Here is a 24517-nt window from a genome sequence, read left to right as displayed (position 1 = left end):
CGCCCGCGAAGAGGCCGGTACAGACAACATAAAGCTTCAGGCAAGAAAAAGCCGCCTCGAAAGGCGGCTGGTTCAAACGGCTCAGGCTTGCGGACGCATGTGCGGGAACAGGATCACGTCGCGGATCGATGGCGAGTTGGTCAGCAGCATCACCAGGCGGTCGATACCAATGCCTTCACCTGCGGTCGGCGGCATGCCGTATTCCAGGGCACGCACGAAGTCGGCGTCGTAATGCATGGCCTCGTCGTCACCGGCGTCCTTCTCGGCCACCTGGGCCAGGAAGCGCTCGGCCTGGTCTTCGGCATCGTTCAGCTCGGAGTAGGCGTTGGCGATCTCGCGGCCGCCAATGAACAGCTCGAAACGGTCGGTAACCGCCGGGTTGTCATCGTTGCGACGGGCCAGCGGCGACACTTCGAACGGGTACTCGGTGATGAAGTGCGGCTGCTCCAGCTTGTGCTCGACCAGTTCTTCGAAAATCATCACCTGCAGCTTGCCCAGGCCTTCGTGGCCCAGCACCTTGGCGCCGGCCTTCCTGGCGATCTCGCGGGCACGGTCGACGTCCTGCAGGTCGGCAGCGGTCAGTTCCGGGTTGTACTTGAGGATCGAGTCGAAGACCGACAGGCGGGCGAACGGCTCGCCGAAGTGGAACACCTTGTCGCCGTACGGCACGTCGGTGCTGCCCAGGACCAGCTGCGCCAGCTCGCGGAACAGTTCCTCGGTGAGGTCCATGTTGTCGCGGTAGTCAGCGTAGGCCTGGTAGAACTCGAGCATGGTGAACTCAGGGTTGTGCCGGGTCGAAACGCCTTCGTTACGGAAGTTGCGGTTGATCTCGAACACTTTCTCGAAACCACCAACCACCAGCCGCTTGAGGTACAGCTCCGGCGCGATACGCAGGAACATGGCCATGTCCAGGGCGTTGTGGTGGGTTTCGAACGGCTTGGCCGCGGCACCGCCAGGGATGGTCTGCAGCATCGGCGTCTCGACTTCGAGGAAGTCGCGCTCGCTGAGGAACTTGCGGATGTGCGCGATCACCTGCGAGCGCACACGGAAGGTGTGGCGGGTTTCTTCGTTGACCATCAGGTCGACGTAACGCTGGCGGTAGCGCTGCTCGGTGTCGGTCAGGCCGTGGTGCTTGTCGGGCAGCGGGCGCAGCGACTTGGTCAGCAGGCGCACGTTGGTCATTTCGACGTACAGGTCGCCCTTGCCGGAACGGGCCAGGGTGCCTTCGGCGCTGATGATGTCGCCCAGGTCCCAGGTCTTGACCGCGGCCAGGGTGTCTTCGGGCAGGGTCTTGCGGTTGACGTAGACCTGGATGCGCCCGGTCATGTCCTGGATAACCATGAACGAGCCGCGGTTGAGCATGATGCGACCAGCGACCTTGACCGGAATCGCTGCAGCTTCCAGTTCTTCCTTGGTCTTGTCCGCGTACTGTTTCTGCAGGTCGTTGCAGTAGCTGTCGCGACGGAAGTCATTGGGGAAGGCGTTGCCCTTGGCGCGCTCGGCGGCAAGCTTTTCCTTGCGCAGGGCGATCAGGGCGTTTTCTTCCTGTTGCAGGTCTTGCACGTCGGTCTTGAGGTCGCTCATTTCGTCATTCTTTCCATCAGGTGTTCGGTGCCCCTTTCGGGCAGGGCACGCGGTACCGGCCCCAGGCCAGGTACCGCGGCAGTTGTGTGCGGTTTACAGCCCTTGCTTGAGGCTCGCTTCCAGGTACTGGTCGAGGTCGCCGTCCAGGACCTTCTGGCAGTCGCTGCGCTCGACACCGGTGCGCAGGTCCTTGATGCGCGAGTCATCCAGCACGTAGGAGCGGATCTGGTGGCCCCAGCCGATGTCCGACTTGCTGTCTTCCAGCGCCTGCGAAGCGGCGTTGCGCTTCTGCATTTCCAGCTCGTACAACTTGGCCCGCAGCATTTTCATGGCGGTGTCCTTGTTGGCGTGCTGGGAGCGTTCGTTCTGGCACGCCACCACGGTGTTGGTCGGCACGTGGGTGATACGTACCGCCGAGTCGGTGGTGTTCACGTGCTGGCCACCGGCACCGGAAGAGCGGTAGGTGTCGATGCGCAGGTCGGCCGGGTTGATCTCGATCTCGACCTTGTCATCGATCTCGGGCGACACGAACACCGCCGAGAACGAGGTGTGGCGACGGGCACCGGAGTCGAACGGGCTCTTGCGCACCAGGCGGTGCACACCGATTTCGGTGCGCAGCCAGCCGAAGGCGTACTCGCCCTTGACATGCACGGTGGCGCCCTTGATGCCGGCGACTTCACCTTCGGACAGCTCGATGATGGTGGCGTCGAAACCACGCTTGTCGGCCCAGCGCAGGTACATGCGCAGCAGGATGTTGGCCCAGTCCTGCGCCTCGGTACCACCGGAGCCGGCCTGGATGTCCAGGTAGGCGTTGTTCATGTCCATCTCGCCGCTGAACATGCGACGGAACTCAAGCTGGGCCAGTTTTTCTTCCAGGCCTTCCAGCTCGGTCACGACGTCGCCGACGGCGCCTTCGTCATTTTCCTCGACGGCCATGTCGAGCAGGTCCTGGCAGTCGGCCAGGCCACCAGACAGCTTGTCCAGGGTCTCGACGACCTGGGCCAGCATGGCACGCTCGCGGCCCAGGGCCTGGGCGTACTCGGGCTTGTTCCAGACGTTGGGGTCTTCCAGCTCGCGGTTGACTTCGATCAGGCGGTCATGCTTGTGATCGTAGTCAAAGATACCCCCGAATGGACTGGGAACGCTCGGTAAGGTCCTTGATGGTGTTCAGGATCGGTTGGATTTCCATGGGCGGCTGGCTCTCGTGCGAATTCGGTGAAAAGCCTGCGAGTATAACCGAGTCCGCCGCAGGGCGGCAGACCCGCCGGGCACCCGAATAGCCGCTTCTGCAGGATATGGCGAGCCGCTCAGGCGATACCGACCTGGTTGCGCCCGCCATTCTTGGCCTGGTACAGCCCCTTGTCGGCGGCCGAGATCAACTGCCGGCTATGGCTGCCGATGGCCGGGGTCTGGGTCGCCAGGCCAATGCTCACGGTCAGGTACGAGTCAGCGGTCGGCGCAGTGTGCGGGATGCCCAGGCCCAATACGGTCTGACGCAGCTTTTCAGCCACCAGGCGGGCCCCACCCGGTGAGGTGTTGGGCAACACCAGGACGAATTCCTCGCCGCCATAGCGCGCCGGCAGGTCGGTCGGCCGCGAACATGCACCGCGGATCGCCTCGGCGACCTGGCGCAGGGCCTCGTCCCCGGCCAGGTGGCCGAAGCTGTCGTTGTAGGCCTTGAAGAAGTCCACGTCGATCATCAGCAGCGACAACTGCTGCTGCTCACGCATGGCACGGCGCCATTCCAGCTCGAGGTATTCGTCGAAGTGACGGCGGTTGGACAACCCGGTCAGGCCATCCGAGTTCATCAGCCGCTGCAGCATCAGGTTGGAGTCGAGCAACTGCTGCTGGCTGACGCGCAGGGCGCGGTAGGCCTCGTCGCGCTGCAGCAGGGTCAGGTAGGAGCGCGAGTGGTAGCGAATGCGCGCCACCAGTTCGATGGTGTCAGGCAGCTTGACCAGGTAGTCGTTGGCCCCGGCAGCGAAGGCTGCGCTCTTGACCAGCGGGTCTTCCTTGGTCGACAGGACGATGATCGGAATGTCCTGGGTGGCCGGGTTGTTGCGATATTCACGCACCAGGGTCAGCCCGTCCAGGCCAGGCATGATCAGGTCCTGCAGAATAACCGTGGGCTTGATGCGCACCGCCTGGGCCACCGCCTGGTGCGGGTCGGCGCAGAAGTGGAAGTCGATGTTGTCCTCGTTGGCCAGGCCACGCCGCACCGCCTCGCCGATCATGGCCTGGTCGTCGACCAGCAGTACCATCGCCGCGTTTTCGTTGGTGGTCGTGAAACCTTCGATCGGTAAGTCATTCATGGCTGTTCACCCGATCACTACCGGCCTGGCGGCGTGATTCAATACACTTCGTCATTTAGCAAAAAATTCCATCAAGCGCCCGGCTATGCGTTCCAGCGGGCGGACCTCCACCGCGGCATCGATGGCCGCAGCGGCCTTGGGCATCCCATACACCGCGCTGCTGGCCTGGTCCTGGGCAATGGTGAGAAAGCCCCGCTGGCGCATCAGTTTCAGACCCTGGGCGCCGTCGCGGCCCATGCCGGTGAGCAGCACACCCACCGCATCGCCGCTCCAGTAGCGCGCCACGCTCTCGAAGAACACATCGATCGAGGGCCGGTATATCTCGTTGACCGGTTCGGCAGTGTAGGCCAGTTGGCCGTTCTGTAGCAGGCGGATGTGGTGGTTGGTGCCGGCCAGCAACACCTGGCCGGGTTGCGGCGGTTCACCTTGGCGGGCCAGGCGCACCGGCAGGCCGGCTGCACTGCTGAGCCATTCGGCCATGCCCGCGGCAAAGACCTGGTCCACATGCTGGACCAGCACGATGGCCGCCGGAAACGCCGCCGGCAGGGCCTTCAGCAGCACTTCGAGGGCCGCCGGGCCACCCGCGGACGAGCCGATCGCCACCAGCCCGCGGTGCTGCGACACAGCCCGCACCGGCGCGGCAACCGGGCGCGCGGCCGGGGCATTCTGCTGGCCGATCAGCCAGCTTATGTTGAGGATCTTGCGCAACAGTGGCGCTGCCGCTTCGCGCGGGTCGCCCGCCCCCAGCGCCGGCGTGTCGACCACGTCGAGGGCGCCGTGGCCCATGGCCTCGAACACCCGATGCATGTTCTGCTTGCGGTCGACCGTCACGATGACGATGGCGCAAGGGGTTTCGGCCATGATCCTGCGGGTAGCCTCGACACCGTCCATTACCGGCATGATCAGGTCCATGAGGATCAGGTCTGGCAACTGTTCCGCACAGCGCTGCACCGCCTCGGCACCGTTGCCGGCCACCCATATCACCTGGTGCTCGGGCTCGAAGGCGACCACCCGGCGCAGTGCCTCGACGGCCATGGGCATGTCGTTGACGATGGCGATCTTCATCCTTGCGCCCCCCCGATCAGCTCGTCCACAGCATCCAGCAACGCGTCGTCATGGAAACTGGCCTTTGCCAAATAGTAGTCGGCGCCAGCATCCAGGCCACGCCGTCGGTCTTCCTCGCGGTCCTTGTAGGACACCACCATGACCGGCAGCGATTGCAGACGCTGGTCGCGGCGCACCAGGGTGACCAGCTCGATGCCGTCCATGCGCGGCATGTCGATGTCGGTGATCAGCAGGTCGAAGTCCTCCGCACGCAGGGCGTTCCAGCCGTCCATGCCATCCACCGCCACGGCCACGTCGTAGCCACGGTTGCCCAGCAATTTGCGCTGCAGTTCACGCACGGTCAGCGAATCGTCGACCACCAGGATGCGCTTGCGCACCACGCCGCGGGCGCCGCCGCTGCCGCGCGCGATGCGTTCAAGGCTGCCGGTGCTGAGCAGTTTATCCAGCGAGCGCAACAAGTCTTCGACATCGATGATCAGCACCACCGAACCATCGTCGAGCAGGGCGCCGGAAGAAATATCCTGTACCTTGCCCAGGCGCGGGTCGAGTGGCATCACCACCAGCACCCGCTCGCCCACCAGCCGCTCCACGGCCACGCCGTACAGTTGCTCGCGCTCACGAATCACCACCACCCGCAGGCGGCTCTCTTCGGCCTGCCCGGCCGGGCGGTTAAGCAACTGGCTGGCCGCGACCAGGCCGATGTGGCGGCCTTCGTGCCAGAAGTGCTGGCGTCCTTCGATCTGCACGATCTCTTCGGCAGCCACGTCCAGCGTGCGTTCGATGTGGGCGAGCGGGAAGGCGTAGGCCTCGCCCCCCACCTCGACCACCAGGCTGCGCACCACTGACAAGGTCAGCGGCACCTGCAGGTGGAAACGGCAGCCCTGCCCGGCCGTCTGGGTCAGCTCGATCGAGCCGCGCAGCTCACGGATCATGTGCTGTACCGCATCCAGGCCGACACCACGCCCGGACACCTCGGTAACCTTGTCGCGCAAGCTGAACCCGGGCAGGAACAGGAACGTCAGCAACTCGGCCTCGCTCATCCGCGCCACCGTGTCGGCGGGTGACAGGGCCCGCTCGACGATGTTGCTGCGCAGGCGTTCGAGGTCGATGCCGGCGCCATCGTCGATCAGTTCCAGGCTGAGCATGCCGGCCTGGTGCGAGGCGCGCAGGCGGATCACCCCCTCCTCCGGCTTGCCTGCCAGCAGACGCCGCTCGGGCAGCTCGATGCCGTGGTCGACCGCATTGCGCAACAGGTGGGTCAGCGGTGCTTCGAGCTTTTCCAGCACATCACGGTCGACCTGGGTCTTTTCCCCTTCTACCAGCAAGCGCACCGGTTTGCCCAGCGACCGGCCAAGGTCGCGGACCATGCGGCTCTGGCCGGCCAGCACATCGGCAAACGGCCGCATCCGGCAGGCCAGCGCCGTGTCGTACAGCAGTTGTGCGCGCTGGCTGGCCTGCCAGCCGAACTCGTCCAGGTCGGCCGCCTGCTGCTGCAGGACCTGCTGGGTTTCCGCCAGCAGGCGCTGGGTCTGCGCCAAGGCTTCGAGCACCTCGCTGCTCTGGCCACTGTCCTCCAGCTGCCTGCGCAGGCCGTCGAGCGCCTGCATGCCTTGGCCGTGCATGCGCTTGAGGCGCTGCAGCGAGGCCAGGTAAGGCTTGAGCCGCTGGGTCTCGACCAGCGATTTGCTGGACAGGTCAAGCAAGCTGTTGAGGCGATCGGCGGTCACCCGCAGCACCCGCTCCGCACCTTCGCCGGCAGGCTTGGGCGCCTTGCGACGCGGCGCCGACTCGGGTTCGGGCTCAGGCCCGGTGGGGGCGACCGGCAGCGGCGCTGGCTCGGGTTGCAGGGCCGGCGCCTCCGGCGCTGCTGGCACGCTGGGCGGTACGGCAGGCATGGCCGCAGCCGCCGGGTCCAGCAGGCTGGCCATTTGTGCGAGGAATACCGGCAGGGTCGCCTGTGCCGCGGTATCCCCGGGCGTGGCGATGCGCATCAGCAGGTCGGTACCTTGCAGCAGCGCGTCGATATGCTCGGCGCTCAGCCGCAGCCGGCCCTCCTGGGCGGCCACCAGGCAGTCCTCCATGACGTGGGCGACGCTGACGCCAGCGTCCACCCCGACGATCCGCGCCGCGCCCTTCAGGGAGTGCGCAGCACGCATGCACGCCTCGAGCTGGTCGGCCTGCACAGGGTTGCGTTCCAGCGCCATCAAGCCGGTGCTGAGCACCTGGGTCTGCGCCTCGGCTTCCAGGCTGAACAGCTCGAGCAACGATGCGTCGCGCATTTGCTCCGGGGTCATGACAGGCTCCGCTGCACGGCAGACAGTAAGTGTTGTTCGTCCAGCACCCGTACGCTGCGGCCACGCCATTGCAGGACCGCAGCGGTGAAACGGGTGGCATCCTGGCCGCTGGCGAGCAGCTGCGGGTCGAGCCGGTGAATGCCGTCGATTTCCTCGACGGCCAGCACCACCGGCCCACCGTCGGTGGCCAGAATCAGCATGCGAGGCATCACCCGGCCGGCGCGTTGCTCGGTGGCGCCGGCCTGCACGCCCAGCAGGTCGGCCAGCGACAGGCACGGCACCAGCGCACCGCGTACATTGGCCACACCCTGCAGCACGCGCGAGCGCTGGTGCGGCAATGAATGCACCGCCTGCAGCGGGGCGATTTCGGCCAGGCAGGCGGTGGCCAGCGCCAGCCATTCTTCACCCAGGCGGAACAGCAGCATCGAACGGCCCGTGGCTTCCTCGGCAGGCGCTGCCGCTACCGCCCGATGGTCTTCCATCAAGGCATAACGGTCGAGCAGGCGCGTGGCGGCAGCGGCGTAGACTTCGCAGTTTCGGCAGTGAACATGCCGCGCCAGCAGCGGGCATTGCTTGTCGCCGTGTACCCCAATGCGGTTCCAGCAGTCGTCGATGTGCGCATCATCCTCGGCGAGCAGTTGCATCGCGGACTCTTTCTTCATCGTTCAGACTCCCGCCCCGCCCGTGCAGCGCGCTCCTGCAAGCGCCGGGCACCGGCCAGGTCACCCTGGGCCGCCAGCAAGGCCGCCAGGTGCACCAGCGCCTCGGGGTGCTGCGGCTCCAGATACAGGGCTTTGCGATAGTGGCTGAGCGCCTGCTGCGCGTCGCCCTCGGTATCGCTGAGCAACCCCAGCCAGTAATACACCTGCGCCGAAGGCGGGAACTGGGCGAGGTAGCGCTGGCATTCGGCACGGGCCTGCTCGCTGGCACCGGCATTGGCCAGCCGGGCAATGCTGGCCAACAGCTCGCCAGGCTGCCCGCCCTGGTGCTCGCGCACCGGCGCTGGCCTGGCTGCCACGGGCAGCACGCGCAGTGGCCGTGCCGCAGCGGGCAACGGATAGCCTGGCGTCGGTTGCGCTGGCAACCGGCGTCGGGTCGGCAATGCCGGGGCGCTAGCCGGCGCAACGGCACTGCCCTCCTCGCGCACGTAGGCGAACGACTGGGCAATCCCTACCGGGCGCATACCCAACCGCGCCAGCAGGCTGCCTTCGGCCGGGCCGATGAACAACACCCCTTGCGCGTGCAGCAGGCGCTTGAGCACCTCGAACACCCGTTGCTGGGTGGCCAGGTCGAAGTAGATCAGCAGGTTGCGGCAGAACACGAAGTCGTACAAACCATCGCGGCTGGCCAGCGCCGGGTCGAGCACATTGCCCACCTGCAAGCTGACCTGCTCGCGTACCCGCTGGTGAAGCTGGTGGCCATCGTCAACGGCATCGAAATAGCGCTCGCGAAAACCCAGGTCGCTGCCACGGAAGGCGTTGCGCCCATACAGGGCTTGCCCGGCCTTGGCCACCGAACTGGGGCTGATGTCCATGCCATCGATCAGAAATGCACCCGGTGCGATGCCAGCGTCGAGCAGGGCCATGGCCAGCGAATAGGGCTCCTCGCCAGTCGAGCATGGCAGGCTGAGCAGGCGCAGCGGGCGCGCCCCGGCAAGCTCGGCCAGGCGCTTGTGCGCCAGGCTGGCCAAGGCGGTGAAGGATTCGGGGTAACGGAAGAACCAGGTTTCCGGGACGATGACGGCTTCGATCAGCGCCTGTTGCTCGTCCATCGATTGCTGCAGGCGCAGCCAGTAATCGTCGAGGTCGACGGCGTTCACGGCCACGCACCGCTGACGCAGCGCACGTTCGACCATGGACGCCCCCACCGACTCCACGTCCAGGCCGATACGTTCACGCAGGAAGCGGAAGAAATGTTGCTCGTTCATGTCGGCATCCCTGTCGGCTCACCCGTATACAGCAGTCGGTGCACCGCTTCGGGCAGCAAGTCGTTGACCTCGATGCGCTGCAGCAGGCCCTGTTCGTCCTGGCGCACCGGCCCCAGGTAGGGGGCTTCACCGCTGTCCACGCCATACGGCTGGAACTCGTCGGGGTGGCAGCGCAGGGTTTCGGTCGCCTGTTCCAGGATCAGGCCAAGCTGCAGGCCGCCACGATAATGCACCAGCACCAGCCGGGTACTGGTGCGTTGCGCCGCCGGCTGGCCAAAGCTCAACGCCGCCAGGTCGACCACCGGCACCAGCAGGCCACGGTGGGCGAGGATGCCCGCGACCCAACCAGGCGCCTGGGCGATCGGCTTGAGCGGCTGGCGCGGCAGCACTTCGATCACCTCATGCACGCTCAAGGCGAAGCGCTGTTCCTGAATGCGGAACTGCAGGTACAACACCCCCTTGGCGTTGTCCTCCCGCGCGGCGCGCGGTTGCATGTCATTCATCGTAGTCAGACTTTGAAGCGCGACACGCCGCCGCGCAGGCCTGCGGCCACCTGGCTCAGCTCATCGATGGCAAAACTGGCCTGGCGCAGCGACTCGACTGTCTGGGTGCTGGCGTCGCTGAGCTGGGCCAGCGCCTGGTTGATCTGCTCGGCACCGGTAGCCTGGGCCTGCATGCCTTCGTTGACCATCAGCACGCGTGGCGCCAGGGCCTGGACCTGGTGGATGATCTGGCTCAGTTGCTCGCCTACCTGCTGCACCTCGAACATGCCGCGGCGCACTTCCTCGGAGAATTTGTCCATGCCCATGACCCCGGCCGACACGGCCGACTGGATCTCGCGCACCATCTGCTCGATGTCATAGGTGGCCACGGCGGTCTGGTCGGCCAGGCGGCGCACTTCGGTGGCGACCACAGCGAAACCACGGCCGTATTCACCAGCCTTTTCCGCCTCGATGGCGGCGTTGAGCGACAGCAGGTTGGTCTGGTCGGCAACCTTGACGATGGTCACCACCATCTGGGTGATGTTGCTGGCCTTTTCGTTGAGGATCGCCAGCTTGGCGTTGACCAGGTCGGCGGCGCCCATCACCTGGTGCATGGTTTCTTCCATTCGCGCCAGGCCCTGCTGGCCGGAACCGGCCAGGCTGGAGGCCTGGTCGGCCGCCGAGGTCACCTCGGTCATGGTGCGCACCAGGTCACGCGAAGTGGCGGCGATTTCCCGCGAAGTGGCACCGATCTCGGTGGTGGTGGCAGCCGTCTCGGTGGCGGTGGCCTGCTGCTGCTTGGAAGTGGCGGCAATCTCGGTCACCGACGTGGTCACCTGGACCGACGAGCGCTGAGCCTGGGCCACCAGGTTGGCCAGGGCCTCGGCCATTTCGTTGAAGCCGCTTTCGATGGCGCCGAATTCGTCCTTGCGCTCCAGGCTCAGGCGCATGCTCAGGTCGCCTGAACGCAGTTTGTCGAGGGCATGCACAATGCGCTGCATGGGCGCCGAGATGGCACGCATCAGCAACAGGCCGCAGACGCCCGCGGCGATGATGGCCAGCAACAGCGAAACCACCATGCTGCCCTTGGCCGTGCTCACGGCGTTGACGATGTCGTTGGTGGCGGCGTCGGCTGAGGCGCGGTTATCCTCGATGACCTCGGTCAGGTGCTGGCGCCCATCCACCCAGGTCGGGGTGAGCACGTCGCTGATCAGCCGCTGGGCGCCGTCGTAGTCATGCCGGCGGTAGGCGTCCAGGACCTGGCCAACGATCTTCATGTAGTTTTCTTCGAGCTGCACGAAAGAATCGAAACGGGTCTGGTCGTCCTTGGTCCGGATCGTGGCCTGGTAACTCGCCATGTGCTGCTTCAGCCGGTCTTCGAAACCTTTGAACAGTTCCATGTCGGCCGTGGTGATTTCGCGGCGGTTGGACAGGCCCACCAGTTGCTGGCTGGTGACATAGCTGTCGACCCAGGCGCTGCGGATCATCGAGCTGTAGTAAACCCCTGGAATGCTGTCGCTGCCCACCGCCTCTTCGGCGGCTTCGATGGCCACCAACCGCGAGTAGGCAGCCACGATCATCAGCAGCATGATGGCGATGATCACGGCGAAACTTGCCAGGATCCGTTGGCGCAAGGTCCAGTTCTTCACATTCAGCCCTCAGGAATTCGCAACAAGTGGGAAAAACCGCCGGAGTATAGCTCAGGCGCCCGGCGCTTTTGCGGCTGAATGGCAGGCGTTTGATGGACCGGTCATTGGGCTGCGTTGCAGCCCATCCGCTCGATATCAGCTTGCTGCAAGCCTTGCCTGGCTTTCCAGCTCCTGGCGCAGGCCCGGGTCCAGGCGCAGCTGGCGGGCCAGTTCGTCCAGATAGGCGCGCTCCATGAAGTTCTCCTGGTCGACCATCATCACGCTGGCCAGGTACATCTCTGCCGCCATTTCCGGCGTTTGCGCGGCACGGGCCACTTCGGCCGGGTCCAGCGGCTTGTTCAGCTCATCGTGCAACCAGTGTTGCAGTTCACGGTCGCTGTCCAGGCGGCTGAACTCGCCCTCGATCAGCGCCCGCTCGCGCGCGTCGATATGGCCATCGGACTTGGCCGCTGCCACCAGCGCCCGCAGCACGGCCTGGCTGTGCTGTTCGGCCTGGGCCGGCGGCAGGCGGTCGACGGTCTGGGGCTCGCTTGCAGCCAGCCGCTGACTGGCCTGCCAGTTGCCATAGGCTTTGTAGGCCAACACCCCCAGCGCGGCCAGGCCACCATAAGTGAGCGCCTTGCCGCCATACTTGCGGGCTTTCTTGCTGCCCAGCAACAGCCCCAGCGCGCCCCCGCCCAACAAACCGCCACCGGTGCCGGACAACAGCCCGCCAAGCCCACCGGCAGCGCTACCGGGCTTACCGGTAGCGCCCTGCTTTTCGAGCAGTTGCTGGCCGGACTTGAGTAGTTGATCGAGCAGGCTGCGCGTATTCATTCGCGGGTCTCCACGGAAAAAGTACAAAGGCCAGAGTAAGGCTTGGCCAAGCGCACGCCACCGTGGATTTGCTTCTGGATGTTGCATTGGCTGGCAAAAAGCCAACTAGACTCGATATCGCCAATACTGCACGCACTCGCACTACGCTTATAACCAATGCTTCACGGCTTGCTTTGACTGCCCCGAACAAAATCGCCAAAAAGAGGGAACACCATGTCAGTGCACAAGACCGCATTGCTCGGCGCCATGACCGGTGCCGTGCTGGCCAGCGCCAGCCTGCAGGCTGCCGAACCGCCCAAGGCCCTGGGCGCTGGTGAGGGGCGCCTGGACATCGTCGCCTGGCCGGGCTACATCGAGCGCGGCGAAAGCGACAAGGCCTACGACTGGGTCAGCGGTTTCGAGAAGGAAACCGGTTGCAAGGTCAGCGTCAAGACCGCCGCCACGTCGGACGAGATGGTCAGCCTGATGACCAAGGGCGGCTACGATCTGGTCACCGCTTCGGGTGACGCATCGCTGCGGCTGATCGCAGGCAAGCGGGTGCAGCCGATCAATACCGCGCTGATCCCCAACTGGAAGCATATCGACCCGCGCTTGCAGAACGGCGGCTGGTACGTGGTCGACAAGCAGGTCTACGGTACCCCCTACCAGTGGGGGCCTAACGTGCTGCTGTACAACACCGAGGTGTTCAAGCAGGCGCCCACCAGCTGGGGCGTGCTGTTCGAGCCGCAGAACCTGCCCGACGGCAAGCCGAACAAGGGGCGCGTGCAGGCCTACGACGGGCCGATCTACATCGCCGATGCGGCGCTGTACCTGAAAACCGCCAAGCCGGAGCTGGGCATCCAGGACCCGTACGAACTGAACGAAGCCCAGTACAAGGCCGTGCTGGAACTGCTGCGCCAACAGCAACCGTTAGTGCACCGCTACTGGCATGACGCAACGGTGCAGATGAGCGACGTGAAGAACGAAGGCGTGGTCGCAACCAGCTCCTGGGGCTACATGGTCAATGGCCTGAAGGCCGAGAAGCAGCCGGTGGCTTCGACCATTCCCAGGGAAGGGGCCACCGGCTGGGCCGATACCACCATGCTCCACAGCGAGGCCAAGCACCCCAACTGTGCCTACAAGTGGATGGATTGGTCATTGCAACCGAAGGTGCAGGGGGACGTGGCGGCCTGGTTCGGCTCGTTGCCTGCAGTGCCGGCGGCCTGTACCGGCAGCGAGTTGCTGGGGCCCGAGGGTTGCAAAACCAATGGCTTCGACAACTTCGACAAGATCGCCTTCTGGAAAACTCCGCAGGCCCAGGGGGGCAAGTTCGTGCCGTATAGCCGCTGGACCCAGGATTACATTGCGATCATGGGTGGGCGCTGAGGTTGCCTGAATGCCAGGGCCGACCTCTTCGCGGACACGCCCGCTCCCACAGGCAGGGCACCGGCCTTGAAGGCTGTGTAATACCTGTGGGAGCGGGCGTGCCCGCGAAAAGGCCGACACAGGAGAAACTTTGATGCCAGGAGCCCACGCATGCCCCTAGCCGTCCAGTTCACCCAGGTTTCCCGTACGTTCGGCGAGGTTACCGCCGTCGACCAGGTCAGCATCGACATCCTCGATGGCGAGTTCTTCTCCATGCTCGGCCCGTCTGGCTCGGGCAAGACCACCTGCCTGCGCCTGATCGCCGGCTTCGAGCACCCCAGCAGCGGCTCGATCCGTATCCACGGCGTCGAGGCCGCCGGCGTGCCGCCGTACCTGCGTGACGTCAACACGGTGTTCCAGGACTACGCACTGTTCCCGCACATGAACGTCCTGGACAACATTGCCTACGGCCTGAAAGTGAAAGGCGTGGCCAAGGCCGAACGCCACGGCCGCGCCGAAGAAGCCCTGGCGATGGTGGCCCTGGCCGGCTACGGCACACGCAAGCCGGCACAGCTGTCTGGCGGGCAACGCCAGCGCGTGGCCCTGGCTCGCGCCCTGGTCAACCGGCCACGGGTATTGCTGCTGGACGAACCCTTGGGCGCGCTGGACCTGAAACTGCGCGAGCAGATGCAGGGCGAACTGAAAAAGCTTCAGCGTCAGTTGGGCATCACCTTCATCTTCGTCACCCACGACCAGACCGAGGCACTGTCGATGTCTGACCGGGTGGCGGTATTCAACCGCGGCCGGATCGAGCAGGTCGACACACCGCGCAACCTGTACATGCAACCGGCCACGCCCTTCGTCGCCGAATTCGTCGGCTCCTCCAACGTGCTGCGCGGCGAACTGGCGCTGGCGCTCCACGGCAGCCCGGCGCCGTTCTCCATCCGCCCCGAGCACATTCGCCTGGGCCACCCGGTTGCAGGCGGCCAGGCGGTCCAGGTCAGTGGCGTGCTGCGCGATATCCAGTACCAGGGCAGTGCCACCCGTTACGAGCTGCAGCTCGACAGCGGCCAGCTGTTGGCGGTAAGCCAGGCCAACGACCGCTGGCAGGTCGAGGCACAGGCCTGGCAAACCGGGCAGCGGGTCCAGGCGCACTGGCCACGCGAAGCCATGACCGTATTGCAGGAAGGCGGGGGCCGCTGACATGAGTGCATTGCGCGGCCTGTCCAACCTGCTGTACCGACGCCCCAACCTGTACCTGGCCATGCTGCTGGTCCCGCCACTGACCTGGTTTGGCGCGATCTACCTGGGCTCGCTGCTCAACCTGCTGTGGCAAGGGTTCTACACCTTCGACGACTTCACCATGGCGGTTACCCCGGACCTGACCCTGGGTAATTTCGCCGCGCTGTTCAACCCGTCGAACTTCGACATCATCCTGCGCACCCTGGGCATGGCGGTGGCGGTGTCGCTGGCCAGTGCAGTGCTGGCCTTCCCCATCGCCTATTACATGGCGCGCTACACCAGCGGCAAGACCAAGGCGTTCTTCTACATCGCAGTGATGATGCCGATGTGGGCCAGCTACATCGTCAAGACCTACGCCTGGACCCTGCTGCTGGCCAAGGGCGGTGTGGCCCAGTGGTTCGTCCAGCAGCTGCACCTGGAGGCCCTGTTGCAAACCGTGCTGGCGGTGCCGGGTGTGGGCGGCAGTACCCTGTCCACTTCGCACCTGGGGCGTTTCATGGTGTTCGTATACATCTGGCTGCCATTCATGATCCTGCCGATCCAGGCCGCGCTGGAACGCTTGCCACCTTCGCTGCTGCAGGCCTCGGCAGACCTCGGCGCCCGCCCTGGGCAAACCTTCGTGCAAGTGGTCCTGCCGCTGTCGATTCCAGGCATTGCCGCCGGCTCGATCTTCACCTTTTCGCTGACCCTGGGCGATTTCATCGTGCCGCAGCTGATCGGCCCGCCCGGCTACTTCATCGGCAGCTTGGTCTATGCCCAGCAAGGGGCGATCGGCAACCTGCCGATGGCCGCCGCCTTCACCCTGGTACCGATCGTGCTGATCGCGGTGTACCTGTCCTTGGTCAAGCGCCTGGGGGCCTTCGATGCACTCTGAAAAAGCCTCGCCCGGGCTGCGCCTGGCGGCCTGGGGCGGCCTGCTGTTCCTGCACTTTCCGATCCTGGTCATCGTCCTGTACGCCTTCAATACCGAAGACGCGGCGTTCAGCTTTCCGCCCAAGGGCTTTACCCTGAAGTGGTTCGCCGTGGCCTTCGCCAGGCCCGATGTGCTGGAGGCGATCAAGCTGTCGCTGCAGGTGGCCTGCCTGGCCACGCTGATCGCCCTGGTGCTGGGCACGCTGGCCTCGGCGGCGCTGTACCGGCGCAGCTTCTTCGGCAAGGAGAGCATTTCGCTGCTGCTGATCCTGCCCATCGCCCTGCCCGGCATCATCACCGGTATCGCCCTGCTTTCGGCGTTCAAGAGCCTGGGCATGGAGCCCGGGGTGTTCACCATCGTGGTCGGCCACGCCACCTTTTGCGTGGTGATCGTCTACAACAACGTCATCGCCCGCCTGCGGCGCACTTCGCAGAGCCTGATCGAAGCCTCGATGGACCTGGGCGCCGATGGCTGGCAGACCTTCCGCTACATCATCCTGCCCAACCTTGGCTCGGCGCTGTTGGCCGGCGGCATGCTGGCCTTTGCCCTGTCGTTCGACGAAATCATTGTCACCACCTTTACCGCCGGCCACGAACGCACCCTGCCGATCTGGTTGCTCAACCAGCTCAGCCGCCCGCGTGACGTGCCGGTGACCAACGTGGTCGCCATGCTGGTGATGCTGGTGACCATGCTGCCAATCCTTGGCGCCTATTACCTGACCCGTGGCGGCGAAAGCGTCGCGGGCAGCGGCAAATGACCCTGGAGGAGTCCCCGATGCAAACGCAGATGCTGATCAATGGCCAGCTGGTCGCTGGCGAAGGCCCAGCCTGGACCGTGCTCAATCCGGCGCTGGGCAGTGCCCTGGCGCAGGTCAACGAAGCCACCGAAGCCCAGGTGGACAGCGCCGTGCGCGCCGCCGACCGGGCCTTCGACAGCTGGTCGCAAACCAGCCCCAAGGAGCGTGCACAGGCGTTGCTGGCATTGGCCGACGCGATCGAAGCCCATGGCGATGAACTGGCCCGGCTGGAGTCGCAGAACTGCGGCAAGCCGCTGAGCGCCGCATTGAATGACGAGATTCCGGCGATTGCCGATGTGTTCCGCTATTTCGCCGGTGCAGCGCGCTGCCTGGGCGGCTCGGCAGCGGGCGAATACCTGCCGGGGCATACCTCGATGATCCGCCGCGACCCGCTGGGCGTGGTCGCCTCGATCGCACCGTGGAACTACCCGTTGATGATGCTGGCGTGGAAGATCGCCCCGGCCCTGGCCGCCGGCAATACGGTAGTGATCAAGCCCTCCGAGATGACCCCGCTGACTGCCCTGCGCCTGGGTGAACTGGCCCTGGAGCTGTTGCCGCCGGGAGTGTTGAACATTCTCTTCGGCCGCGGCCAGACCGTCGGCAACCCGTTGGTCACCCACCCCAAGGTGCGCATGGTGTCGCTGACCGGCTCGATTCCCACCGGCGCGCACATCATCAGCGCTACCGCCGACAGCGTGAAACGCATGCACATGGAACTGGGCGGCAAGGCGCCGGTGCTGGTGTTCGACGATGCCGACCTCGACGCGGCCATCGACGGCATCCGCACCTTCGGCTTCTACAACGCTGGGCAGGACTGCACCGCTGCCTGTCGGTTGTATGTGCAGGACGGCATCTACGAGCGCTTCGTCGAACGCCTGGGTGAAGCGGTAGCCAGCCTCAAGCCCGGGCTGCAGGAAGCCGAAGACACCGAGCTGGGGCCACTGATCAGCGCCCAGCACCGCGACAAGGTCGCTGGCCTGGTACAGCGGGCCATCGCCCAGCCGCATATTCGCCTGGTGACCGGCGGCAAGGCGATCGAGGGTGACGGTTTCTTCTTCGCGCCGACGGTGTTGGCCGATGCCCTGCAGGACGACGAGATCGTGCGTAACGAAGTGTTCGGCCCGGTGGTCTCGGTCACCCGCTTCAGCGACGAAGCGCAGGCGCTGGAATGGGCCAACGACTCCGACTACGGCCTGGCTTCATCGGTATGGACCCGCGACACCGGCCGCGCCCACCGCCTGGCGGCGCGCCTGCAGTATGGCTGCACCTGGGTGAACACCCACTTCATGCTGGTCAGCGAAATGCCCCATGGCGGGCAGAAGCATTCGGGGTATGGCAAGGACATGTCGATGTATGGGCTGGAAGACTACACCTGTGTGCGACATGTGATGATCAAACACTAAGCGGTCGTGGTGACCGAGGGGCGTTACATCCCCTCGGTCAATATCTCAGACATTTCCTTCAAGCACGATACCCTCTCCCTTACAGTTCATCCATTGAGCCCTACTCTGGCAAGCTCAGCCTGCGCTTGGAACCCACCCTCCACGCTAGCGTGGCGGCCGAGGCCGAGTTGGCCGAGAAGAGTATCAATCAGTGGGTAAGCGATATCCTCAGCAAGGCTGCCTATAGCTGAATCAATACGCCAACGCGGTCGCTGCCGGAGTGCTCTTGTTTCGCGAAAGGGCCGTGCAGCGGCCCCAGGCATTCAGCCTCGACACATGAACAGCCGGGGCCGCGTCAGGCTTGGGTCAATCCCGCAGGTCCGACTCGTGGATCGGATTGGCGCGGCTGGTCGCGCGCTGGTACTGCGCTGGCCAGGTGGCCTTGTTGCCGCCCAGGTCATCATCGGCATGCAACGGCCAGTAAGGGTCGCGCAGCAGCTCGCGGGCAAGGAAGATGATGTCGGCCTGGCCAGTGCGCAGAATGTGCTCGGCCTGCGCCGGTTCGGTGATCATGCCCACGGTGCCGGTGGCGATTTCCGATTCCTTGCGCACGCGCTCGGCGAAACGGGTCTGGTAGCCGGGGCCGGTGGGGATCTCGGCATTGACCGAGGTGCCGCCGGAAGACACGTCGATCAGGTCGACGCCCAGGCCACGCAGGCGGCGCGCCAGCTCGACGGTTTCATCCGGGTTCCAGCCATCCTCGACCCAATCGGTCGCCGACACCCGCACGAACAGCGGCAATTCGGCCGGCCACACCTTGCGCACGGCCTCGACCACCTGCAAGGTCAGGCGGATACGGTTTTCGAAGCAGCTGCCGTACTCGTCACGCCGCTGGTTGCTCAGTGGTGACAGGAACTGATGCAGCAGGTAGCCATGCGCGGCGTGGATTTCCACGACCTTGAATCCGGCTTTCAGGGCGCGCTCGGTCGAGGCGACGAACGCGTCGATCACACCCTGGATTTCATCCTGGCTCAACTCGCGAGGCGTGGTGTGCTGCGGGTCGAAGGCAATCCTCGAGGGCCCCACCGGCTGCCAGCCACCCTCTTCCGGCTTGACGCTGCCCTGCTTGCCCAGCCATGGCCGATAGGTACTGGCCTTGCGCCCGGCGTGGGCCAGCTGGATACCCGGCACGACGCCCTGGGCGGTGATGAAACGGGTGATGCGCTGCAACGGGGCGATCTGCGCATCATCCCACAGGCCGAGGTCTTCGGCGGTGATGCGGCCATCGGCGGTTACCGCCACGGCTTCGGTGATGACCAGGCCCGCGCCACCCACGGCGCGGCTGCCAAGATGAACAAGGTGCCAATCGTTGGCCAGGCCATCGACAGCGGAATACTGGCACATCGGCGAAACGGCGATGCGGTTGGGCAGGGTCAGCTGACGCAGGGTGTAAGGCTCGAGCAGCAGGCTCATGAGGGCACCTCCCAAGGACTCCAATGGTGATCCGGCCCGGACACTCAAGTGCACGTCCCTGGCCCGGGTCCGGTCAATATTCAGACTAGACCAGATTGGTGGGGGGGAAGGTTCAGTGGGATGGCGAGGTGTTTGCCGAAAGGTTTGCAGCGCCTGTGAGATCGAGCGCCGCCCGCGCGGCGCTCGATACCCGCAACCCTGCAAGAACCAAGACGGGTACCCTCTATTAGCGCCTATCAGTGACATTTCTGACTGGTCCGCCGCGTGTATCAGACGCTTCCTACACATATGAACGGGCGGCGAATAGATTAGGAAAAACCGAGGCGGGCACCTGGGACAAACTCAGCGCGGCTCCATATGCGCAATCATCAACTGCACACTCTCATTCCCACGAAACTCGTTCACATCCAGCTTGTAAGCCAGCTCCACCCACCGCACCGTTGGGTTCGGCCACACTTCGCGGTCGATACCAAAGGCAATACCGTCCAGCCGCACCGACCCGCACTCGCTCTTGAGCACCACCTTCAGGTGCCGCTCGCCCACCACGCGCTGCTCCACCAACTGGAACACGCCATGGAACAGCGGCTCGGGGAAATGCTGGCCCCAGGGGCCGGCCTGGCGCAGGGCCTTGGCCAGGTCGAGGTGGAACTCCTCCACTGCCAGGCTGCCATCTGACAGCAGGCGGCCGGTCAGGTCGTCTTCAGCCAGGTGACGCCGCACTTCTTCGTCGAACGCCTGGGCAAATGCCGGGAAATTCGCCTCGGGCAGCGACAACCCGGCGGCCATGGCATGGCCGCCGAACTTGCTGATCAGTTGCGGGTGACGCGCCGCCACGGCATCCAGCGCATCGCGAATATGGAAGCCCGGCACCGAACGCGCCGAGCCCTTGAGCATGCCCTCGCCGGCATCGGCGAAAGCGATGGTCGGCCGGTGGTAACGCTCCTTCAGGCGCGAGGCCAGGATACCGATCACACCCTGGTGCCAGTCCGCATCGAACAGGCACAGGCCGTAGGGCATCGACTCGATGGGCAGGTCCTTGAGCTGGGCCAGGGCCTCACGCTGCATGCCCTGCTCGATCGACTTGCGGTCCTGGTTCAGGTCGTCCAGCTGCTGGGCCATGTCCAGCGCCAGGGCCGCGTCCTCGCACAACAGGCATTCGATACCCAGGCTCATGTCATCCAGGCGCCCGGCAGCATTCAGGCGCGGGCCGAGGATGAAACCGAGGTCGGTCGAGGTGATGCGCCGGTGGTCGCGACGGGCCACTTCGAGAATGGCCTTGAGCCCCGGGCGGGCGCGGCCGGCGCGGATACGCTCGAGGCCCTGGTGCACCAGGATGCGGTTGTTGGCGTCCAGTGGCACCACGTCGGCGACGCTGCCGAGGGCGACCAGGTCGAGCAGTTCGCCGATGTTCGGCTGTGGCTGCGTCTCGTAGCGCCCAAGGCTGCGCAGGCGTGCACGCAGGGCCATCAGCACGTAGAAGATCACCCCGACCCCGGCCAGCGCCTTGCTCGGGAAGGGGCAGCCCGGCTGGTTGGGGTTGATGATGGCGTCGGCCGCGGGCAACTGTTCACCCGGCAGGTGGTGGTCGGTCACCAGCACCTTGAGCCCCGCCGCCTTGGCCGCCGCGACCCCGTCGACACTGGAAATGCCGTTGTCCACGGTAATCAGCAGTTGCGGCTGGCGTTGCAGCGCCACCGCGACGATCTCCGGGGTCAGCCCGTAGCCATACTCGAAGCGGTTGGGCACCAGGTAGTCGACATGTGCTGCACCCAGCAGGCGCAGGCCCAGTACGCCGACCGTACTGGCGGTGGCACCGTCGGCATCGAAGTCGCCAACGATCAGGATGCGTTGACGCTGGTCGATGGCCTCGACCAGCAGGTCGACACCGGCTTCGATACCCTTGAGCTGCTGGAACGGCAGCAGACGCGCCAGGCTTTTGTCCAGTTCGGCCTCGCTCTGCACGCCGCGGGCGGCGTACAGACGGGTCAGCAAGGGTGGCAGGTTACCGAGAAATGGCAGGCTCGGCGGCAGCGGGCGAGGTTCGATACGCATGGAGTGCTTCAGCCACGCTCACCCAGCAGCCACTCCAGCTGCACTTCATGCTGGCCGCGGTCATCGGTGACGAACACCGTGCCCTCGCTGATCATCACGTCCCACTTGATGGTGCGCGGCATGTCGGTAGCGAGGGTTGCCAACACCTCCTGCGGAACGGCGGCGATGCTCAGGTTCTTCAACCCCTTGACCGCGTCCACCACCTTGTTCTGCCACACCCGCAGGCTGCCGTAGGCCAGCAGGCTGGTACGCTCGGTGCGGCGCGAGCACCAGGTCAGGCGCTCGGCGTCCGGCTGGCCCACTTCGATCCAGTGCAGGATGCGATCGTCCAGGCTCTTCTCCCACAGGGCCGCTTCGTCGACGTCGGACAGGCCGCGGCCGAAGGCCAGGTTCTCGTTGTACCACAGCGCATAGGCCAGCAAACGCACGGCCATGCGCTCTTCGGTTTCCGAAGGGTGACGGGCGATGGTCTGGCGGACGTTCTCGTATACGCCACGATCGAGGTCGGTCAGGTTCAGTTCGAATTTGTAGGTGGTAGACGGCTGGGCCATGGTCGACGGGCTTCTTGCGCAAGAAAAGGGGCACAGTCTAACCGATCCTGCCCTTGGTTGCGCCGCGGCAGTATCTGCCGCTTGCGACCTATGATAAAACCACGGCTCTGCCCAGTTGCCACGGATGCCCCATGCCTACGCCCAGCAAGCCCCTCGCCGGCCTCAAAGTCATCGAACTTGGCACCCTGATCGCCGGGCCGTTCGCCTCGCGCATCTGCGCCGAATTCGGCGCCGAGGTGATCAAGGTCGAATCGCCCGATGGCGGCGACCCGCTGCGCAAATGGCGCAAGTTGTACGAGGGCACCTCGCTGTGGTGGTTCGTACAGGCCCGCAACAAGCAGTCGCTCACCCTCAACCTCAAGCACCCCGAGGGCCGCGAGATTCTCAAGCGGCTGCTGGCCGAGGCAGACATCCTGATCGAGAACTTCCGCCCGGGCGTGCTGGAAAAACTCGGCCTGGGCTGGGACGTGCTGCATGCCCTCAACCCGCGCCTGGTGATGGTGCGCCTGTCGGGCTTTGGCCAGACCGGGCCGCTGAAGGACCAGCCAGGCTTCGGCGCCGTGGGCGAGTCGATGGGCGGCCTGCGCTACATCACCGGTTTTGACGACCGCCCGCCGGTGCGTACGGGCATTTCCATCGGTGACTCGATTGCCGCCTTGTGGGGCGTGATCGGCGCGCTGATGGCCCTGCGCCACCGCGAGGTCAACGGCGGTGAAGGCCAGGTGGTGGATGTGGCACTGTACGAGGCAATCTTCGCCATGATGGAAAGCATGGTCCCGGAATTCGACGTGTTCGGCTTCATCCGCGAGCGCACCGGCAACATCATGCCGGGGATCACGCCCTCCTCCATTCATACCAGTGCCGACGGCAAGCATGTGCAGATCGGCGCCAACGGCGATGCGATCTTCAAGCGCTTCATGCAGGCCATTGGCCGCAGCGACCTGGCCGACGACCCGAGCCTGGCTACCAATGATGGCCGCGACCTGCGCCGCGACGAGCTGTACGGGGTGATCGACCGCTGGGCCAACAGCCTGCCGCTGGACCAGTTGATGCAGGTGCTGACCACGGCCGAAGTACCGGCCAGCCGCATCTATTCGGCCGAAGACATGTTCAACGATCCGCAGTACCTGGCACGTGAGATGTTCCTGCAGGCCCGGCTGCCGGACGGCAAGCCGTTCCGCATGCCCGGCATCGTCCCCAAATTGTCGGATACCCCCGGCTCGGCCGAGTGGGTCGGCCCGGCGCTGGGCGAGCACACCGAGGCGTTGCTCGGCAAGCTGGGCTACGACGCGACTGCCATCGCCAACCTGCGCGCAGCCGGCACGGTCTGACCCTGACGCTGGCCCGGCTCATGTGCGCTGCCCGTTACCTACATCGCCTGGTGCTGCTGTGCGGGCTGCTGCCGGCACTGCTGCTGCAACCGGCCAGCGCCAAGGAGCGCCTCTTCTGGCTGGTGCGCGACCTGCCGCCGTTCACCATCCTCGAAGGCCCGGAAAAGGGCCAGGGAGTGATCGACCAGCTGTTGCCTCGGCTGATCGCCCAGATGCCCGAGTACGACCACAGCATCGTGCGGGTCAACCGCGCCCGCGGCATCCAGATGCTGCAAGACCGCAACAGCTTCACCTGTGACCCGACCTTGTTATGGACACCGGAGCGCGCCGAATACGTGCGCTTTTCCATGCCGTCGCTGGGCGTGCTCAGCGGTGGCCTGGTGCTGCGCAAGGACAGCCAGGCGCTGGTGGAGCCTTACCTCGACGACCAGCAGGTAGACCTGCATGCCCTGCTGAGCAAGACCATGCTGCAGCTGGGGGTGGTTGCCGAACGCAGCTACGGCACGCAGATCGACGCGATCCTGCGCCAGCTGCCCGACACCGTGCTCAACCGCCACTATGGCAACGATGCCACCGCCAACCTGCTGCAGATGCAGCAACTGGGGCGCTTGCGCCTGGTGCTTGGGTACTGGCATGAAGTGCGCTACCTGGTCCAGCAGCAAGGCGGGGCGCTGGATGACTATCGGTTCTATCCTGTACAGGGAGTCAAGCGCTTTCAGTTTCTGCATGTGGGGTGCTCGGACTCCGAGCTGGGGCGTGCAGCCATCGCACATATCGACCAATTGCTGCCGCCCCTGCGTCAGGCGCTGTTGCCGGCGCAATACGCGCGCTGGCTGGACCCGGCGTTGCAAGGCGGCTACCTGGAAGAGAGCAAAGGTTTTTTCCAACACCCGTGAGCGCCGAGCAATTCTTCTGCAATGTTTCTTTGGCAACTTACTGCCAACTTCTATCAAGCTAAAACCACACTTGACTCCTATTCTTTTAGTTGACGCTAAAGAATAAAAACATAGCCAAAAAGAGAATTCCTACAAAGCGTTAGGAAGTTTCAATCTCCCATGTGAATTGATTCCTCGTTACTCTTCGCGTTCCGCAGATTGCTTGCGTCCGACTGCTTGGAAAGTCCGCAGCCGTTGCGTGAAGTCGCCCCGGTAAGAGACGAGGATTAAGGATGTCCAACGAGTCCAAGGGTACTGATCAACCAGTGCCCACCAAGAAAAAGACGATACTGCTTGAGGATCTGAAAGATAGCCAGCTACCTCGCACTGGCGCCGGCCCTCAACACCCAGCAGATCTACCCGGTTACT

At 64.9% G+C, this 24517-nt stretch carries 20 protein-coding genes and 1 pseudogene; 8 read left to right on the top strand and 13 right to left on the bottom strand.

From position 1 onward, the window contains the following. Nucleotides 1-81: 81 nt before the first annotated feature. The 10 genes from lysS to ACLEJP_RS25050 all read right to left on the bottom strand — a co-directional run bounded on the left by lysS (nucleotide 82) and on the right by ACLEJP_RS25050 (nucleotide 12129). Nucleotides 82-1584, bottom strand: a complete 1503-nt coding sequence (gene lysS / locus ACLEJP_RS25095; RefSeq protein WP_440810778.1) for a lysine--tRNA ligase — start codon at nucleotides 1582-1584, stop codon at nucleotides 82-84. A gap of 93 nt (nucleotides 1585-1677) precedes the next feature. Continuing rightward, nucleotides 1678-2773 (bottom strand): peptide chain release factor 2 gene (prfB, locus tag ACLEJP_RS25090; protein WP_123084286.1). Its coding sequence is split into 2 segments (ribosomal slippage): nucleotides 1678-2700 and nucleotides 2702-2773, totalling 1095 coding nucleotides; the frame shifts between segments, so codons are not numbered across the junction. 118 nt (nucleotides 2774-2891) lie between these two features. Continuing rightward, nucleotides 2892-3896, bottom strand: a complete 1005-nt coding sequence (wspR, locus tag ACLEJP_RS25085) for a Wsp signal transduction system regulator diguanylate cyclase WspR (RefSeq protein WP_440810776.1) — start codon at nucleotides 3894-3896, stop codon at nucleotides 2892-2894. A 51-nt stretch (nucleotides 3897-3947) separates the two neighbouring features. Beyond that, complete coding sequence (locus ACLEJP_RS25080; RefSeq protein WP_440810774.1) at nucleotides 3948-4961, bottom strand: chemotaxis response regulator protein-glutamate methylesterase; 1014 nt, start codon at nucleotides 4959-4961, stop codon at nucleotides 3948-3950. Continuing rightward, nucleotides 4958-7255, bottom strand: coding sequence for a hybrid sensor histidine kinase/response regulator (locus ACLEJP_RS25075; RefSeq protein ID WP_440810772.1), 2298 nt, complete (start codon nucleotides 7253-7255; stop codon nucleotides 4958-4960). Before ACLEJP_RS25075 ends, ACLEJP_RS25080 begins: the two co-directional genes overlap by 4 nt. After that, complete coding sequence (locus ACLEJP_RS25070; RefSeq protein WP_440810771.1) at nucleotides 7252-7917, bottom strand: chemotaxis protein CheW; 666 nt, start codon at nucleotides 7915-7917, stop codon at nucleotides 7252-7254. Before ACLEJP_RS25070 ends, ACLEJP_RS25075 begins: the two co-directional genes overlap by 4 nt. Next, complete coding sequence (locus tag ACLEJP_RS25065; protein WP_440810769.1) at nucleotides 7914-9182, bottom strand: CheR family methyltransferase; 1269 nt, start codon at nucleotides 9180-9182, stop codon at nucleotides 7914-7916. Before ACLEJP_RS25065 ends, ACLEJP_RS25070 begins: the two co-directional genes overlap by 4 nt. After that, entirely contained in the window at nucleotides 9179-9685 is a 507-nt protein-coding gene (locus tag ACLEJP_RS25060) for a chemotaxis protein CheW (protein WP_225776568.1), read from the bottom strand. The genes ACLEJP_RS25065 and ACLEJP_RS25060 overlap by 4 nt, the downstream gene beginning before the upstream one ends. Nucleotides 9686-9690: 5 nt before the next feature. Further along, on the bottom strand, nucleotides 9691-11313 hold the full coding sequence (locus tag ACLEJP_RS25055) for a methyl-accepting chemotaxis protein (RefSeq protein WP_440810767.1): 1623 nt from the start codon (nucleotides 11311-11313) through the stop codon (nucleotides 9691-9693). A gap of 135 nt (nucleotides 11314-11448) precedes the next feature. Beyond that, on the bottom strand, nucleotides 11449-12129 hold the full coding sequence (locus ACLEJP_RS25050; protein WP_440810765.1) for a tellurite resistance TerB family protein: 681 nt from the start codon (nucleotides 12127-12129) through the stop codon (nucleotides 11449-11451). A 213-nt stretch (nucleotides 12130-12342) separates the two neighbouring features. Here ACLEJP_RS25050 and ydcS point away from each other — a divergent pair, with 213 nt between their 5' ends. From ydcS to ACLEJP_RS25020, 6 genes and pseudogenes are all read left to right on the top strand, one after another. Continuing rightward, nucleotides 12343-13494 carry a putative ABC transporter substrate-binding protein YdcS gene (ydcS, locus tag ACLEJP_RS25045; protein WP_440810763.1) on the top strand — a complete coding sequence of 384 codons (1152 nt, stop codon included), beginning with the start codon at nucleotides 12343-12345 and terminating at the stop codon, nucleotides 13492-13494. Nucleotides 13495-13644: 150 nt separating this feature from the next. After that, nucleotides 13645-14676: an ABC transporter ATP-binding protein gene (locus tag ACLEJP_RS25040; RefSeq protein ID WP_440810761.1), complete on the top strand. Its 1032-nt coding sequence runs from the start codon at nucleotides 13645-13647 to the stop codon at nucleotides 14674-14676. A 1-nt stretch (nucleotide 14677) separates the two neighbouring features. Continuing rightward, complete coding sequence (locus ACLEJP_RS25035) at nucleotides 14678-15589, top strand: ABC transporter permease (RefSeq protein ID WP_440810759.1); 912 nt, start codon at nucleotides 14678-14680, stop codon at nucleotides 15587-15589. Continuing rightward, nucleotides 15579-16385 carry an ABC transporter permease gene (locus ACLEJP_RS25030; protein ID WP_440810757.1) on the top strand — a complete coding sequence of 269 codons (807 nt, stop codon included), beginning with the start codon at nucleotides 15579-15581 and terminating at the stop codon, nucleotides 16383-16385. The genes ACLEJP_RS25035 and ACLEJP_RS25030 overlap by 11 nt, the downstream gene beginning before the upstream one ends. 17 nt (nucleotides 16386-16402) lie before the next feature. Further along, nucleotides 16403-17827, top strand: coding sequence for a gamma-aminobutyraldehyde dehydrogenase (locus ACLEJP_RS25025; protein WP_440810755.1), 1425 nt, complete (start codon nucleotides 16403-16405; stop codon nucleotides 17825-17827). A gap of 101 nt (nucleotides 17828-17928) precedes the next feature. Further along, nucleotides 17929-18057: pseudogene (locus ACLEJP_RS25020) on the top strand (toxin-antitoxin system HicB family antitoxin); the annotation flags it as partial. A 115-nt stretch (nucleotides 18058-18172) separates the two neighbouring features. On the opposite strand, the gene ACLEJP_RS25015 reads toward ACLEJP_RS25020, so the two are convergent. The 3 genes from ACLEJP_RS25015 to ACLEJP_RS25005 all read right to left on the bottom strand — a co-directional run bounded on the left by ACLEJP_RS25015 (nucleotide 18173) and on the right by ACLEJP_RS25005 (nucleotide 21882). Next, entirely contained in the window at nucleotides 18173-19279 is a 1107-nt protein-coding gene (locus tag ACLEJP_RS25015) for an NADH:flavin oxidoreductase/NADH oxidase (RefSeq protein WP_289134171.1), read from the bottom strand. A 342-nt stretch (nucleotides 19280-19621) separates the two neighbouring features. Then, nucleotides 19622-21331: a single-stranded-DNA-specific exonuclease RecJ gene (gene recJ, locus ACLEJP_RS25010; protein ID WP_440810753.1), complete on the bottom strand. Its 1710-nt coding sequence runs from the start codon at nucleotides 21329-21331 to the stop codon at nucleotides 19622-19624. Nucleotides 21332-21339: 8 nt separating this feature from the next. Next, nucleotides 21340-21882: a YaeQ family protein gene (locus ACLEJP_RS25005; RefSeq protein WP_170028531.1), complete on the bottom strand. Its 543-nt coding sequence runs from the start codon at nucleotides 21880-21882 to the stop codon at nucleotides 21340-21342. Between the two features lie 131 nt (nucleotides 21883-22013). Here ACLEJP_RS25005 and ACLEJP_RS25000 point away from each other — a divergent pair, with 131 nt between their 5' ends. Together ACLEJP_RS25000 and ACLEJP_RS24995 are read left to right on the top strand one after the other, a co-directional pair. Continuing rightward, entirely contained in the window at nucleotides 22014-23213 is a 1200-nt protein-coding gene (locus ACLEJP_RS25000) for a CaiB/BaiF CoA transferase family protein (protein WP_440810751.1), read from the top strand. A gap of 20 nt (nucleotides 23214-23233) precedes the next feature. Further along, entirely contained in the window at nucleotides 23234-24109 is an 876-nt protein-coding gene (locus ACLEJP_RS24995; RefSeq protein ID WP_440810749.1) for a TIGR02285 family protein, read from the top strand. Nucleotides 24110-24517: the final 408 nt, after the last annotated feature.

It is taken from the genome of Pseudomonas sp. SMV7 (genome assembly GCF_052041995.1).
Taxonomy (GTDB): Bacteria; Pseudomonadota; Gammaproteobacteria; order Pseudomonadales; family Pseudomonadaceae; genus Aquipseudomonas.
The sequence above is the reverse complement of the archived record's forward strand: the minus strand, read 5'-3'. Positions and strand labels throughout refer to the sequence as shown.